Origin of the sequence: Gluconobacter sphaericus NBRC 12467, from assembly GCF_006539125.1 — a bacterium.
GTDB classification, from domain to species: Bacteria; Pseudomonadota; Alphaproteobacteria; order Acetobacterales; family Acetobacteraceae; genus Gluconobacter; species Gluconobacter sphaericus.
The window spans coordinates 1-14,564 of record NZ_BJMK01000044.1; the positions used below are offsets into that span (position 1 = coordinate 1).

Annotated in this window: 10 protein-coding genes and 3 pseudogenes; 8 read left to right on the forward strand and 5 right to left on the reverse strand. The window is 56.0% G+C overall.

Going from position 1 to position 14,564, the window contains the following annotated elements; all coding sequences use genetic code 11:
- The first annotated feature begins 53 nt into the window (after positions 1-53).
- A pseudogene (locus GSP01_RS15495) lies at positions 54-420 on the forward strand (alpha-hydroxy-acid oxidizing protein).
- 35 nt (positions 421-455) lie between these two features.
- On the opposite strand, the pseudogene GSP01_RS13330 reads toward GSP01_RS15495, so the two are convergent.
- A pseudogene (locus GSP01_RS13330) lies at positions 456-1,325 on the reverse strand (LysR substrate-binding domain-containing protein).
- A gap of 185 nt (positions 1,326-1,510) precedes the next feature.
- On the opposite strand from GSP01_RS13330, the gene GSP01_RS13335 reads away from it, so the two are divergent.
- Positions 1,511-1,936 carry a VOC family protein gene (locus GSP01_RS13335; protein ID WP_141354280.1) on the forward strand — a complete coding sequence of 142 codons (426 nt, stop codon included), beginning with the start codon at positions 1,511-1,513 and terminating at the stop codon, positions 1,934-1,936.
- 361 nt (positions 1,937-2,297) lie between these two features.
- On the opposite strand, the pseudogene GSP01_RS13340 reads toward GSP01_RS13335, so the two are convergent.
- The 4 genes and pseudogenes from GSP01_RS13340 to GSP01_RS13355 form a co-directional block, all read right to left on the reverse strand.
- Positions 2,298-2,878, reverse strand: a pseudogene (locus tag GSP01_RS13340) (IS5 family transposase).
- Between the two features lie 102 nt (positions 2,879-2,980).
- Entirely contained in the window at positions 2,981-4,150 is a 1,170-nt protein-coding gene (locus tag GSP01_RS13345) for a histidine phosphatase family protein (protein WP_141354282.1), read from the reverse strand.
- A gap of 12 nt (positions 4,151-4,162) precedes the next feature.
- Positions 4,163-6,529: a TonB-dependent receptor gene (locus tag GSP01_RS13350; protein ID WP_141354284.1), complete on the reverse strand. Its 2,367-nt coding sequence runs from the start codon at positions 6,527-6,529 to the stop codon at positions 4,163-4,165.
- 292 nt (positions 6,530-6,821) lie between these two features.
- Positions 6,822-7,601 carry a DeoR/GlpR family DNA-binding transcription regulator gene (locus GSP01_RS13355; protein WP_141354286.1) on the reverse strand — a complete coding sequence of 260 codons (780 nt, stop codon included), beginning with the start codon at positions 7,599-7,601 and terminating at the stop codon, positions 6,822-6,824.
- Between the two features lie 269 nt (positions 7,602-7,870).
- Here GSP01_RS13355 and GSP01_RS13360 point away from each other — a divergent pair, with 269 nt between their 5' ends.
- From GSP01_RS13360 to nagB, 6 genes are all read left to right on the forward strand, one after another.
- Entirely contained in the window at positions 7,871-8,824 is a 954-nt protein-coding gene (locus tag GSP01_RS13360) for an SIS domain-containing protein (RefSeq protein ID WP_141354288.1), read from the forward strand.
- Positions 8,825-8,826: 2 nt separating this feature from the next.
- Positions 8,827-10,149: a class II D-tagatose-bisphosphate aldolase, non-catalytic subunit gene (locus GSP01_RS13365; protein ID WP_141354290.1), complete on the forward strand. Its 1,323-nt coding sequence runs from the start codon at positions 8,827-8,829 to the stop codon at positions 10,147-10,149.
- 24 nt (positions 10,150-10,173) lie between these two features.
- Positions 10,174-11,133 carry an N-acetylglucosamine kinase gene (locus GSP01_RS13370; protein ID WP_141354292.1) on the forward strand — a complete coding sequence of 320 codons (960 nt, stop codon included), beginning with the start codon at positions 10,174-10,176 and terminating at the stop codon, positions 11,131-11,133.
- A gap of 67 nt (positions 11,134-11,200) precedes the next feature.
- Positions 11,201-12,493: a glucose/galactose MFS transporter gene (gluP, locus tag GSP01_RS13375; protein WP_141354294.1), complete on the forward strand. Its 1,293-nt coding sequence runs from the start codon at positions 11,201-11,203 to the stop codon at positions 12,491-12,493.
- A complete protein-coding gene (gene nagA / locus GSP01_RS13380; protein WP_141354296.1) occupies positions 12,490-13,599 on the forward strand; it encodes an N-acetylglucosamine-6-phosphate deacetylase in 1,110 nt (369 codons plus the stop codon). Before gluP ends, nagA begins: the two co-directional genes overlap by 4 nt.
- 46 nt (positions 13,600-13,645) lie before the next feature.
- On the forward strand, positions 13,646-14,389 hold the full coding sequence (nagB, locus tag GSP01_RS13385; protein WP_141354298.1) for a glucosamine-6-phosphate deaminase: 744 nt from the start codon (positions 13,646-13,648) through the stop codon (positions 14,387-14,389).
- Positions 14,390-14,564 lie beyond the last annotated feature (175 nt).

Consider the following 14,564-nt stretch of genomic DNA (forward strand, 5'->3'; position numbering starts at 1 on the left):
ATCCAGCAGATCTACGCCCTTAACAGGATGCTTACATAAGGCTAGTACCAGATATGGCGTGCCGGGATATTGAGAATTTGCGCATTGTCTGGGAAGGAGCTCTGGCCCCCAAAAGATTGCTATGTGCCGAAGACGCCGCTCAACTTCGACTGATTGGAGTGGATGGAATGGTCGTCTCCACACATGGAGGGCACACCTTCAATTCAGCGCCGGCTGCCGTTGATACCCTACCGTCTCTTGCAGATGACGCCGGATATGACAATGATCGCCGATAGCAGCATTAGTCAGCGAAGCGACATTTTTAAAATGCTGGCCCTTGGCGCCGATGCAGTCATGATCGGACGCCTGCCACTTTATGGTCTTGCGGTTATGGAGGCTACCGGAGTGGAGCATATTCTCCACATGCTGCTTGAGGAGTGACGCATCACCATGATGCCTCAGTGGAAAAAAAGAATTCAACGCTTTTTGACAACAAGAAAAGGTGCGATGGCTTTAATGAGAGTTACCTGCGGGGACGCGTGAAGCCACAGCAAGCCAATATGGCGGTGTGGCGGCGTCACGGAAACAGGGATCTTGCGGAGTTTAAGGCCCTCCGGCCAAGGCTTCTTCCAGTCAGGAAGTAACGAAACGCCAATTCCTTCACTGACCATCAGCGCAATGGCTTCAAGTGAGTCCAGTTCGAGCTGATCGCGAGGGAATATTTCATTTTCCTTAAGAAAAGTGTCTGCGATACGACCTCCCCATTGATTCCGGTCATATCGCAGAAACATATTTTCCTTAAGAATCGTCAGTGGGTTTGTCTCCGTACAGCTTAGAGGAACCAACATGACGAGTGGTTCGGAAAGAAGCCTTTTCTAGCCACATGTCTTGGGAATGGAAAATGGGGGTTCTACGATCAGGGCACAGTCCAGACGCCCGTCCAACACCTCATGATACAGCTTCACAGACTGCCCTGGACTAACGTGCAGATCAATCTGGGGATAAGCTAGAAAAAAGCGGCGCAGCATGAACGGGAGAATTCCGGTTAGAGCGGTCGAAATAGCGCCCACTCTTAGTTCTCCGGCAAATTCGTTCTGCGACGCCAAAGCTTTAAGTTCTTCTACTCCCCGAATGAGGTGACGGCTCTTTTCTATGATGGCAAGGCCCGCTGTCGTGGGGGTGACGGTTCGGCCTGCACGAACGAGCAGGGGCTGCTTGATCTGGTCTTCAAGGGCTTTGATACGTTGCGAAACGGCTGCGGGTGTCAGCCCAAGCAAACGAGCCGCTTCAGCTATTGAACCTCGTTCCGAAACAAGAACAAAACTTTCCAGAAACCGTATATCCAAGGCAAAGCGCTCACTTGTTTCGAGAGGGCACGATCCTACTTAAGCTTCGGAAGCGACAACATCAGTTCACAGAATATCATATCAAAACGCAATATTTTCTTTCCTCTAAAAACATATATTCGTTTTAGCTGGATGTTTGTCGAGCATGGTAAGCCAAGATGCCCTTAATCATTTATGGTGCTTGCATGCCCAATCCGTTCCACCTTGCCTTTCCCGTAGACGATCTAGACGCCGCAAGAAGTTTTTACGGAACTGTTCTGGGTTGCCCCGAAGGTCGCAGCACGCAGAGCTGGATCGACTTTGACTTTTTCGGACATCAGATTGTCACGCATCTCGTACCTCGTGCAAAACCGTCAGCTACAGCTGGCGCTGTTGATGGCCATAAAGTACCCATTCCTCATTTTGGTATCGTTCTCGACATGCCGGACTGGAAAGCCCTGGCCGAGCGTGCGCGCAAGCATGGAATTTCTTTCGGCATGGAACCTCAGATCCGTTTCGAAGGCCGCCCTGGAGAGCAGGCCACAATGTTCTTCTGCGATCCGGCAGGCAATGCGCTGGAATTCAAGGCATTTTCTGACATGAAGCAACTGTTTGCCCTACAGGATGAATGATACTCTGAGCCTCAAGACTCATTGGTTTGATTTCGGAAAGCTGATTCAGGCTCTACAAGGAGACTGAAGATGAGCGATCTGTTTTGGCTGACGGATAAGCACTTGGAGAAATCGAAGAACTCTTGATTGATACGCTTGGCCTGTAATTTCTGGCATCTGGCGTATTGATTGACGGTTCTTTTGGGGCGTTTCTGATCTGCGTTTTGATGTGCCGGACCTACCGTGCCTCGATCAGCACCTGTGGGACGCGATCGAGGCACGGCAGGTCAGCGCCAGCCAAGACACACGCGACTTCATCGCCCGCTCATTTCAGCGAGAAGCGCCGTCCCCGCTACCCGTTCTCTAATCTTAGGCTCAGGACTCATAGCCAAAAGATAACGGTTGCGGCGAGGCAGATGGCTGAGAAGAAGACGGTCGGGCATCTGTCGTAGCGTGTTGCGACACACCGCCAGTCCTTGAGTCTTTCGAACATGATCTCGATGCGATTGCGGCGTTTATATTTTCTCTTATCGTATTTGACCGGTTTTCCGCGAGATTTTCGTCCTGGAATGCAGGGCTTTATCCCCTTCTCTTCCAGGGCGTCCCTGAACCAGTTGGCGTCATATCCGCGATAGCCCAGCATCCATTGTGCCGCAGGAAGACTGTCCAGCAGGGCAGCGGCACCTGTATAATCGCTGATCTGTGCCGTAGTCATGAAGAAGCTCAGCGGTCGTCCATTTTGATCGGTGACCGCATGGAGCTTGGCATTCATACCGCCTTTGGTGCGACCGATCAGGCGGCCTGGGTCCCCTTTTTTAACCGCAGACTTGAAGCCGTGCAGTTCACAAAAATGATGCTGCTCTGCACACGGCGGTCATCGACGCGCGGTTTGTCGTGGCTCCTGGGAAAGAACGCCCGTAGACGCTCCACTTGTTCGTCCGTCAGCCAAAACAGGTCACTCATCTCCAGTCTCCTTGCAGAGCCTGAATCAGATTTCTACAATCAAATCAATGGGTCCTGATCTTAAGAATGGTTATTCTATTTTATATCAATTCTACATAATATTTATGTATGGGCGTGAATTATTTTTTGGAATACACTGTAAGAGCAGACTTTTTCTTCACCACACTTATTCGAAATTACTGTCATCGACACTGGGCCGTGCTTTTGAAGCTGCTCAGGCATACGCGCATCGTCCAGAGCCGGCGCGCTGTAACGGAACCGTACGCCCAACTGGTGCTGCCCCTCATCCAGAAGATCAAAGATCAGGGCTCCTGCTGGAAGCGGCATATCGGCCGGCAAGCCGGCTGCATGCCAATGAAGGTCAAGTTCTCCAGCCAACGCATTGAGTGTATCGTCATGCCCAACAATGAGCGTTACGTGCCGCTTTCCGTTCACTGACTGAGCAAAAGCATCATTGATCAATCTACCAATGACCGCAGTTTCCGGCTCCGCCACTCCGGAGACCCGACGGGTCAGGCGGGCATAAAGAGTGTTGAGCGACAACAGTCGCTCAACACTCGCTTCGTTTAGCTTTCCCCATCCTGTGGTCATGCCCTCCTCGTATTCCATCATGAACGTGTCCGTAACCTGAAATGCGGCCAGAAGTGGCCCTCGCAGTACCGGCCATTCATTGCCGACAACACTCACTTTTCCCGGCGCAACATTCCAGTCCGGGTTTTCCATAACTTCACCGAACTCCTTCATGGTTCTCACTATGACCGGATCCGGATGAAAGCCTTCCAGCGCCCGTGACATTGCAACTGTGGCTGTCCGGAGTGTTTCTGTAGTCTCGACAGGCCTGAACGGATTTTCCGGCAGCGCTGTAGCAGGCGTCACTGGAATATTACAGGTCGGAAAAGACGCCCCCACAAATTCCTGTGCCGTGTCGAGCGTGCGCTGATCGGTATCAGCAATAGCCGTAAAAGCTTCCGATACAGGACAATCAGCGGGCATAAGCCCCATCCGACGCCATGCCATGGCCTGAAAATGTCCTACAATATTCACAATCTGACGCCCGTGATGTGTCAGTTGTCCCGGAGAGTTTTCCCATCGTACCCAGGGGCGCTGCGTCAGAGAAGGCGTGGAGACGCTTGGTAGGATCGGTGCTCTGATACCATGCCGCATGATCACGACCTCGGCCAAAATCCTCTCCTGTGCGTGAGCCAATAGGGGAATACCAACAGCGTACAGGGCAAGAAGAATAGAGGAAAACCCGAGAAGACATCGTGCCATGACAAAATCCGCTCAAAAACCGGTCGTAAAACCAAGAACGCCGGCAAAGCCACTGCCTACGAAATAGTTCGGCGCACTTCCGGCGACCTTGGCGCCTCCGATTGCAGTCGCGGTCTTGGCGTTGGTCGTTACACCGGACACACCCGAGAGATAACCACCATTGCCCATATTGATGAGATTGATCTGGAGCTGCGGATGCTTCGTGAAGCCGAGATCCGGCAGACGATAACCCAGAGACAGGTTCGCCGTGAAATAGGACGGCACCTTCTCGTCATTCATGAACGTCGAATACTGCGATCCGACATAATTCATGGTGTATGTCCCAAAGAAATGTCCGTCATCATATGAGAGGCCAAGCGCACCGGTAAAAGTGGGGCTTTTCACGGCCGTCTTGCCGGCCGTCGGCAACATGACTGTTCCGTTCCAGAAGTTGTTGTCCATCGTGGCATGCAGATACTGCCCGGAAATATAGGGACTGAAATGATGCCATGGCCGCAGCGAAGCCTCAAACTGGGCACCACGAACCGTCTGACCGCCTGCATTGATGGAAGCGGATGTGGCGACACCATTGATGAATACCGTCGAGGAAATCTGCCGGTTCGTCATGTTGTAGTTGAAAAGCGCGGCCGAGACACTGACCAGCCCGGTATGGCGATAGCCCAGTTCCTCGCCAATGGAATATTCGGCGGCCAGATTGCTGCTGTGGGAACGATTCATCTTGCCCGTCGCGGCATTGAACGTATCCACATAAGTCAGAATAGCCGAAGGATCACGGAAAGCCGTATAAGCATCGAAGAACACCTGATCATGCGGCGTGACCTTGAAGCTCATCGAAAGTTGAGGCAGTGGTTCGGCCTTGTTGTCGCCGGTGTTATAGGTCGCGCCCGGGATAAGCTGCGTCACCTTGCGCGACACCATGGCTTCCTTGAACCCCGCATTCAGGGTGAGTCGGTCATTGAACGCCTTGTAGGTATCGCTCACATACAGCGCGTTGACCTGTTGAAGGAAATGGATATCCCACTGCTCAAGCTTCTGCCCGTAAGCCGTATAGACCGGGCTCTTCCCCGTCGGGCTGGCAATGTTTCCGTTGAAGTCCGCGATCTGAAACCCCGATCCCTCGACCGCATTCATGTAGGAATACATGTCACCGAACTGCAGCGTATTATGCAGGATTTTCCACTCACCATAAGTGTTCAGGCCCCCCATATCCTGTTGATAGGTATCGATCGTCGCCGCCGTCGCAACACCGTTCTGCGAGTATGGAAGATTCAACTGACCTGCATACTGGTTCCCCTGATAAAGCGAGGACTCATCCAACGTCGTGCCACCATTGCCAAACCCCCAGTAATGACTAAAGAACGGCGTAACATGCAGACTTAGACCATGTTGGAACTTAATATCCTGGGGTGCGGTAGCAATAACCGAATTACGTTGGTGGAGCACCAGCCCGTAATATGATGTGTCTCCGAACTTATAGGTATCAGTATAATTGAAATTAACGCCTTGGGTCTTCCACTGCGCCATGGTGGGCGGGCGGAGATAGGTGGAAGTTGGCCGCGTGAAGGTAACGACCAGTCCGGACTTACTGCCGTTCTCCCAGTCCTTCACGAATTTCGCATCAACATGATAGCGCTTCATCCCGCCCGGCCCACGCCAGTTATGCGCAGTCTGATAAGAGAACGACAGGAAGCCACGTACACCGGAATTACCGATATCGCCCGTTTCCAGACGGATGAACTCACGCCGCAGGCTGCTGGTACCATATGCCAGATCCAACAGACCACCGCGCTTATGTGACGGATCACGCAGGCCTTCCGTAATCTGGCCGCCGACCGCATTGTAAAGCGGCGCACTCAGATCCGGGGCCCCTTGTGCCACATTTATATAACCAATGTTTTCCGTATCAGCGACAGTGGATGACAGGGGGACATAACTGATTGGATCGGCAGCCGGCATACCCTCAAAGGTAAATCCGATTTCCGATTGATCCATGCCCCGGATGGATAAACCCATCTGATCCGATGCACCAAATGGATCCACGCCGGATGACACCACACCCGGAAGGTTCTGAATCAGTGTGAGCGGATTGGCTGTTGGGCTCTGCTTGGCAATGTAATCCCGCGTGACGCCACTCTGGACCTTTGGAACAGTCTGTATCGCCATGAGGCCGCCACCAGGCGTCGTATTGCTCACTCCCGTGCTACTGCCGATCCCTGCATGAACACTGACGGTTTCTGCGGTTTTGGACTGCACAACCCCTGGCTGCGCGACCTTGGCAGCAGCATGGGCGCTCAACGTTTTTTTCGTTGCGGCACTAACCTCATGCAGGGGGAAAAGGAGAGTAACGGAACCAAGGAGAAGCAAGCGTGTGTGGGACATGCGATTGATCCGTAGCCTTCTGAAAATGAGACCGTCACCCGGGAGAGGGTACGAACAGACGCAGGTTAGGCTCGATTCCGAATTGATATCAATACGGAACAACCACAATAGTTCTTTATTGTGACGTTATCTGATTGTTTTTGGTGTGTTTTATGTCTGAAAAATACGAAAACGCCGCTTTCCTGAGAGGAAAGCGGCGTTTTCAGAGCATATCAGTTACAAAAAATGGGAGAAAACACGACAGCCCCGAAGAGAAAACTACTCCTGATGCAACAGAAACCAGATATTGTTTTCAGGAAGCGGCCGAATGGCTGGCTAACACAATGGTATGACCATGCTCCCGAAGCGCCAGAACCTGGGCATCATCGAGTTCAGTGTCCGTAAAGACACATGAGACCTGATCCAGATGCCCAACTCTGTAGGTGGAGCGCCGACCGAATTTCGTACTGTCGGTCAACAGAAAACACTCTTCCGTTCGGCGCATCATGGCCGCATTAAGGGTCGCTTCTTCGCTGTCCGGCGTTGAGATCGTACCATCGGTTTGTACCGCGCTCGTCCCGAGAAATACCTGGTCGAACCATAGGTTTTCAATCGCCTGCTCGGCAAGAATCCCCACCAGACTGCGATTTGCATGACGCAGACGACCACCCAGCAGAATCATCTCCACTCCATCGATCCCGCTCAGTGTTTCGGAAACCGTGATGTTATTGGAAAATACCGTCACTGGTATGGGGTCAATGCGCAGACGTCGTGCCAATTGAAGCACGGTTGTCCCCGCGTCGAAAAAGACGGCCGATCCCCGCTTCAGCCGTTGAAAGGCTGCATCCGCAATCGCCCGCTTGTGGTCTAGCGCCTGATTCTCACGGGTCTCGAATGCCACTTCGCGGTCTACGGAATCCGCCAGCGCAGCACCTCCATGGGTCCGACTAATAATTCCCTGTTTTTCAAGGCGTTGCAGATCCCGGCGAATGGTCGCCAGAGACGCATCGACCTCCCTCGCAAGATCATGAACGCCAGTCATTCCATTCAGATAAAGATAATGGCGAATCTGCATCAAACGGTCGGATGCCAAGATCATTCTCCCTCACTGGCCTTACCTCAAACACTGTAATCGCGCCGGTTTTCTTTGAAAAGCGAGCTAGGGATGATTGAAATACGTCATTTACAATCATAAATATGAGTTGACATGATCGCACTGCCGTTTTTTAAAGCTGGTACAGAACTCCACGCCCTAAAAAAGCGTCACCTCCATCGTGCTCCGTATGTCTCATAGGTTCCTGGACGTACTTCCTACGAAGCAGGTCTGCTGCTGTGTGCCTTCCGTCTGAAAGACAATTTCTCATGAATGCTACCGAACGCGGCATCCGCGAACAATTTTCCCTCTGGAACAAGGTGGATATGCGGGACGTCCATCCTGATCCGGAAGCCGTTACGGTCGTGGTGGGATGCGGCACTTCAGTTCATATTGCGGACTCCATCGCAGCCAGCCTGAATGCTAATAGCGCCTTCTCGCGTGCCGTCGCCGGGAACGAATGGACACGCCGTCCGCAGGATTATGTGCCGCCCAGCATCCGCCCGAATATCCTCGCCCTTTCACGCAGTGGGGAATCCACCGAGACCGTCGCTGCCGCGATCGAGAGCCGCAGGAAGGGTTTGTACGTTACGGCGTTCACCTGCGCAGAAGGCGCGAGCCTCGAAAAGAATGCCGACGAAACTGTTCTGGCTGAAACCCATGCGGAAGAAGGGATCGTCATGACGGCCTCTGCCAGTCTGATGCTCCTGATGGGCCTGCGCTATGCCGGAATTTCCGTCACCCCGGAAACAACTGCCGCGGCTGAAACACTCCTCGCCGAAGCAGACACGCAGCTTACGCCCCTGCTCGAAGGCCGCTCCCATTTCGTGTTTCTGGGCGCCGGAGCCCTGTATGGCGTCGCCCGTGAAGGCTCCCTAAAACTTCAGGAAATGAGCCTGAGCCAGACGGAAGCACATCATCCGCTGGAATATCGCCATGGCCCGATCAGCCTGATCGATGACCGCTCTCTTGTTGTCTTCCTCTACCATCCTGACACCCTGGAAGAGGAAAGCATTCTGGCCAAAGACCTGATGGCCAAAGGCGCGCGGGTTCTCGGGATCGGCGGCCCGGGCACGGTCTCCCTGTCCGTCAGCGAAGGTGCGGATGTCCGTCCGCTGGTGGTTCTGCCGGTCCTTCAACTGTTTGGCGAATACGTTGCCCGCTCCAAAGGACTGGACACCCTTGCGCCACGCCATCTCACCAAAGTCGTGACGATCGCCTGACCATGAGCATCTCCCCGTTCCTGACCCTCGTTCATCAGGCTCACGACCCAGCCGTCCCGGCTGCACAGCGCAAAGGGCTGGCCTCAGTCTGCTCCGCGCATCCGCTGGTTCTGGAAGCCGCCCTGCAAAGGGCCGCCCGAACCGGCCAGCCTGTTCTGATCGAAGCAACCTGCAATCAGGTCAATCAGGACGGGGGCTATACTGGCATGACCCCCGCGGATTTCCGGGATCTTGTTCTGGGCATCGCCTCCAGAGTCAGTTGCCCGGAGCATCTCGTTCTACTGGGGGGAGATCATCTTGGCCCCAATCCATGGAAATCCTTGCCTCCACAGGAAGCCATGGACAAGGCCCTGTGCATGATCGAAGCCTTTGCCCAAGCGGGTTTCGTCAAGCTGCATCTCGACGCCAGCATGGGCTGTGCAGGAGAGCCTGCCGCATTGCCTGACGAAACCGTGGCCGAACGGGCCTGCGCCCTCGCCCAGCGTGCAGAAAGTGTCGCGCCCGGTCAGGCAGTCTACATCATCGGAACGGAAGTCCCGGTTCCGGGCGGGGCCGCGGAAGTTCTTGATCATCTCAAACCAACGACGCCACAGGCTGCCGCCGCCACACTCCAGATCCACGAAACGCTTTTCCGTCGCACTCTGGGAGACGCCACCTGGACCCGCGTCATCGGCCTGGTCGTCCAGCCGGGCGTTGAGTTCGGCGTGGAAGACATGGTGGTGTATGACCGGCCACTGGCAAAAGCCCTTTCAGCAAAGCTGAACCAGATGCCAGGCCAGATCTTTGAAGCGCATTCCACGGATTACCAGCCGCTTCCCGCCCTCCGGGCGCTTGTGGAAGACGGCTTCCTGCTTCTGAAAGTCGGGCCGGGTCTGACCTTTGCGCTGCGTGAGGCTCTGTATGGACTGGACAGCATCCGTTCCGTCCTCATTCCGCATCAGGAAAGCCTGCGGAGCGTCATGGAGCGGATCATGACGGAACACCCTGCACAATGGCGCGGCCATTACGAGGGACCGCAGGACAAACTCGCCATCCTCCGCCACTATGGCTACAGTGACCGCATCCGCTATTACTGGCCACAACCTGATGCGGAAGATGCTGTCGCGACCCTTTTGTCCCAGCTTGAAGAAACGGGCCTGCCCGATCCTCTCCTGAGCCAGTTTCTTCCTGTCCAGTATGAGAGAATCCAAGCGGGTCTGCTCCCGCGACATCCGCGGGATATTATTCTTTCCGCGGTGGATGCCGTTCTGGATATTTACGAGCAGGCCTGTGGCACTTTGTCAAAACTTTATGTACATCCAGATAAAATTCATTCCGTTATCTGATCCGCGGGTTTCGAAGGTATTTTCATGAGTCAGCCCTGTATTGCGGCAATGGACGGCGGTGGAAGCAAAACCCTGCTGGTCGTCCTGCGCCAAGACGGCACCATTTCCGATATCGGCCGTGCCGAAGGCTCTAATCCCTTTGACCAGCCCCTGTGGCGCGAAACCCTCAGCGGCCTGTTTTCCCGCCTTCCAGACAATACCGTGGGCGCCGGCCTTGGCCTTGCCGGCTTTGGCGAGAGTGCCACGCTCAATCAGCGCCAGCGCAATCTGATCCATTCAATTTTCGAGCATATCCCCCACTTCCTGACCAATGACGTGGACATGGCCTGTAACGGCGCCTTTGCCGGAGAGGAGGGCGTCCTTCTTCTTTCGGGCACCGGGTCCATGGCATGGGCCACAGACGGCAAAGGCACAACCTGTCGCGTCGGAGGCTGGGGCAGTCTGCTGGGCGACGAGGGCAGCGCCTTCTGGATCGGCCGCAAAGCCCTCGGGGTCATCACAGCCATTCTTGATGGCCGCAACACGACTGATACCGCATTTCTCGCGCCGTTTCAGAAAGAACTGAACCTTCCTGCCAATCCTGCCGAATGCGCCGCTGCTCTGCTGGACTGGTACGGCACCCTGACGCATGAACGCTCCGCAGCAGCAGCCCTGACCCGCGTCGTCGCCCAGCAGGCCGAACAGGGTTGCCCTACCGCCAGCCGTCTGATGCACGATGCCGCAGCGGAACTGGTCCTTCATGTCCACACGGCCCGCCGCAAGCTCTCCCGCACCGATCTTCCATGGAGCTACGCGGGTGGAACACTTCAGAGCCCGTTCCTGCGCAATGCGATCGCCGAGACCTGTGGCGCGCCCACATGCCCGCGCCTTTCCCCTATCGGTGGCGGCCTTCTCACGGCCGCCAGACTTGCCGGATGGCCCGTGGATGACCGCTGGATCAGCACCCTTGCCCAAACCCTGCAGGACGCAGGGCTTGGACATTGAGAATCTTTATTTCCCGACCTTTCCCCTGACCATGCCCCCGCTTCCAGGCTGACGGATTTCTTCTGACATGGCTCTTCCCAAGTCTCTCTCGCACAGCAGCCTGACAGCCCCTTATGGGCTGGGTCCTCTTGGTGTCGCCGCCGGCATCTTCTTCATGATGGGTTTCGTGACCTGGCTGAACGGGCCGCTAATCTCGTTTGTCCGTGTTGCCTTTTCTCTGGGGGACGTCGCGGCCTTCATGGTGCCGATGGTCTTCTATATTTCCTACTTCATTTTCTCGATCCCGGCATCATTTCTGGCGCGGTCGCTGGGCCTGAGAAAGGGTCTGTCCGTGGCCCTGCTTCTCTGCGCCCTCGGCGTGGCCACATTCGGACAGTTCGTCTCCATGCGCATTTACGGCGGGGCGCTGACAGGCCTTCTGATCCTTGGCGCGGGGCTGTCGCTGATGCAGGTCGTGGTCAATCCCCTCGTCAGCCTGCTTGGTCCGTCAGACCGTGCCGCCCAGCGGATTGCCGTCATGGGGGTGTGCAACAAATTCGCCGGCATTCTGGCCCCGATCGTACTCGCAACCGTCGTCATGGGTGACATTGATCACGTCGCCCAGAGCGCCAGTGCCGCGCCCGATGCCGCCGCCCGCAATGCCGTTCTCAATACCTTCGTCCATGCGATCTACACCCCATATATGGGGATGGCGCTCCTTTTGCTTGTCGCCGCCGTCACGGTCGTATTCTGCCCCCTGCCCAATCTCCAGGCCCCACTCATCCCAGGAATGCCGGACAGCGGGACCCGAATTTTCCGGCCCCACCTGGTCTTTGGTATTCTCACCATGTTCCTCTATGTCGGCGTTGAGGTCATGGCTGGCGATGCCATTGGGACTTACGGGCAGCAGTTCGGCTTTCCACTCAGCCAGACGAAATTCTTCACCTCTTTCACGCTCGGCGCCATGCTATTCGGCTACCTGCTAGGCTTCGCCATCATCCCCCGCATCATTACGCAGGAACGCTTCCTCGAACTGTCCTGCATTGCCGGCATTATTCTGACTCTCATGGCCTTCCTGACAACGGGGTATGTCTCCGTTGCCTGCGTCGCCCTGCTGGGTGCCGCCAACGCCATGATGATGCCGACGATTTTCCCTATCGCCATCCGTGGCGCCGGCCCGTGGACGCCCCTCGCCTCGGCACTACTGGTCATGACCTATAGCGGCGGGGCCATCATCCCGCAGATTTACGTCGCCCTGAAGCCTCTCATCGGGTTTCAGGCCATGTTCGCCCTGCTGGTCATCCCATCCTATTTCGCGGTCTTTTTCTACGCCCGCCGCTACGGGCAGACCGGCCTTCTTCCCCTGGACCAGACCCCATGACCCTGCATCTCGACGGCAATCTCGTTCTTCCTGACCGTATCCTTCCCGGGCAGATCACCTTCGACAGCCATATCCGCGCGATTGACCCCGTCGCCCAGCCCGCGAACCGCTATATCCTACCCGGCTTCGTGGACGGACACGTCCACGGTGGCGATGGCGCTGACACGATGGACGGTGCCGACGCCATACGGAAGCTCTCACGCTTCCACATGAACCACGGCACAACCACGATCCTTCCCACCACCATCACGGCCCCCTGGCATGACGTGATGCATGCTCTCCATGCCGTAGCCGAAGTCCGCAAGACCGGCATGGAAAAAGGCCCCCGCATCCACGGTGCCCATCTGGAAGGCCCTTTTGTCAGTCCGCACAAGCTCGGTGCCCAACCACCCTTTGCCATCGCTCCCAGCCCCGACAGGGTTGCAGAAGCCATCGACACAGGCTGTGTCCGCGTCGTAACGCTCGCCCCCGAACTGGATCATGCAGAAACCGCCATGCGCCAGTTCGCTGAAGCGGGCGTCCGGGTCAGCCTCGGGCACACCACCACCGACTATGAAGGCACTGAGCGCGCCATCTGCGTCGTATGTGCGGCCGGGGGAACAATCGGCGCCACACATCTCTTCAATGCCATGTCTCCGATCGAGGGACGCAAACCTGGCCCTGTCACGGCCCTCATGTGCAGCGATGTCGCCTACGCCGAAATGATCTTCGACACGCACCATGTCCATCCGGCCAGCTTCCGCCTCACCTCACGCCTGATGGACAGCCGCCTGCTTTTCGTCACGGACGCCATGCGCGGCACGGGTGGCCCCGAAGGCCCCAGTCAGCTTGGCGGGCAGGATGTCGTCATCAGCAATGGCACCGTCCGCCTCCCCGGCGGGTCTCTTGCCGGCAGCATTCTCACCCTCGATCAGGCCCTGCGCAACGCCATTCAGGCCGGCACATCCCTCCCAGATGCCGCCAAGCTCGTCAGCACCAACGCCGCACGCTATCTCGGCCTTCATGACCGTGGCGTTCTTGCTCCGGACCTTCTTGCCGACTTTACCGTCCTCGATGCCTCTCTGGCCGTAAGCGAAGTCTGGGTGAATGGACAGCGGACCGTCTGACATGGCCGCCTCATCCTCTTTCGCGTCCCAGTCTTCGGAAAATCAGATGAACATCATTACTGTCCCTACCCCAACCGAGGCTGTGGAAAGAGCCGCTGCAATCGTCGCCGACGAAATCCGCAGTCATGCAGCCCCCGTACTTGGATTTGCAACCGGACGCACCATGGAGAGCCTCTACGCTCTGCTTGTCGCGCGCTACAGAAAAGGCGCGCTGGATTTCTCGTCCATGACGTCCTTCAATCTGGACGAATACGTGGGCATCGCGACATCGGCTCCACAATCCTACCATACCTACATGCATGAACACCTATTTGATCAGGTCAACATGCCGGCAGGGCATGGCCATATCCCCGACGGAATGGCAGTGGACCTGAATGCCGAATGCGCGGCTTATGAAAACCGCATCAGGGCCTCGGGCGGCATCCATCTCCAGCTTCTTGGCATCGGGGATACCGGGCATATCGGCTTCAATGAACCGCCATCAGCCTTCGATACGCGCACCCGGCCCGTCGTACTGGACCCCGTCACCCGTCAGCAGAACGCCGGCATGTTCGGCAACAATCCCGATGCCGTTCCCGAACGTGCCCTGACGATGGGTGTCGGGACCATTCTGGATGCAAAACGCCTGCTGCTTCTGGCGGTCGGAAGTGGCAAGGCCGACATCATTAATGAAGCCCTGAATGGCCCCATCAGCGAGAAAGTAAGCGCAACCGCTATAAGACTTCACGATAACGCCACGCTCATTCTTGACGAAGCTGCAGCAAGCATTTGGAAGCTGACATCAAAATAAGGCATCTCTCCTCTTCTCCAACGTAGCAACTGTGTTTAAGCGGAGGAGGTAACGCCCCATGGCATTTCGGTTTTGAGGATAGCGTTGGCGATTGGAGGATTCGAAAACCCTCTTGGCGCTGACTTGTTCTGTGTGATTACATCTCCTGCATTGATCGGGGGTATGGATCATGAAT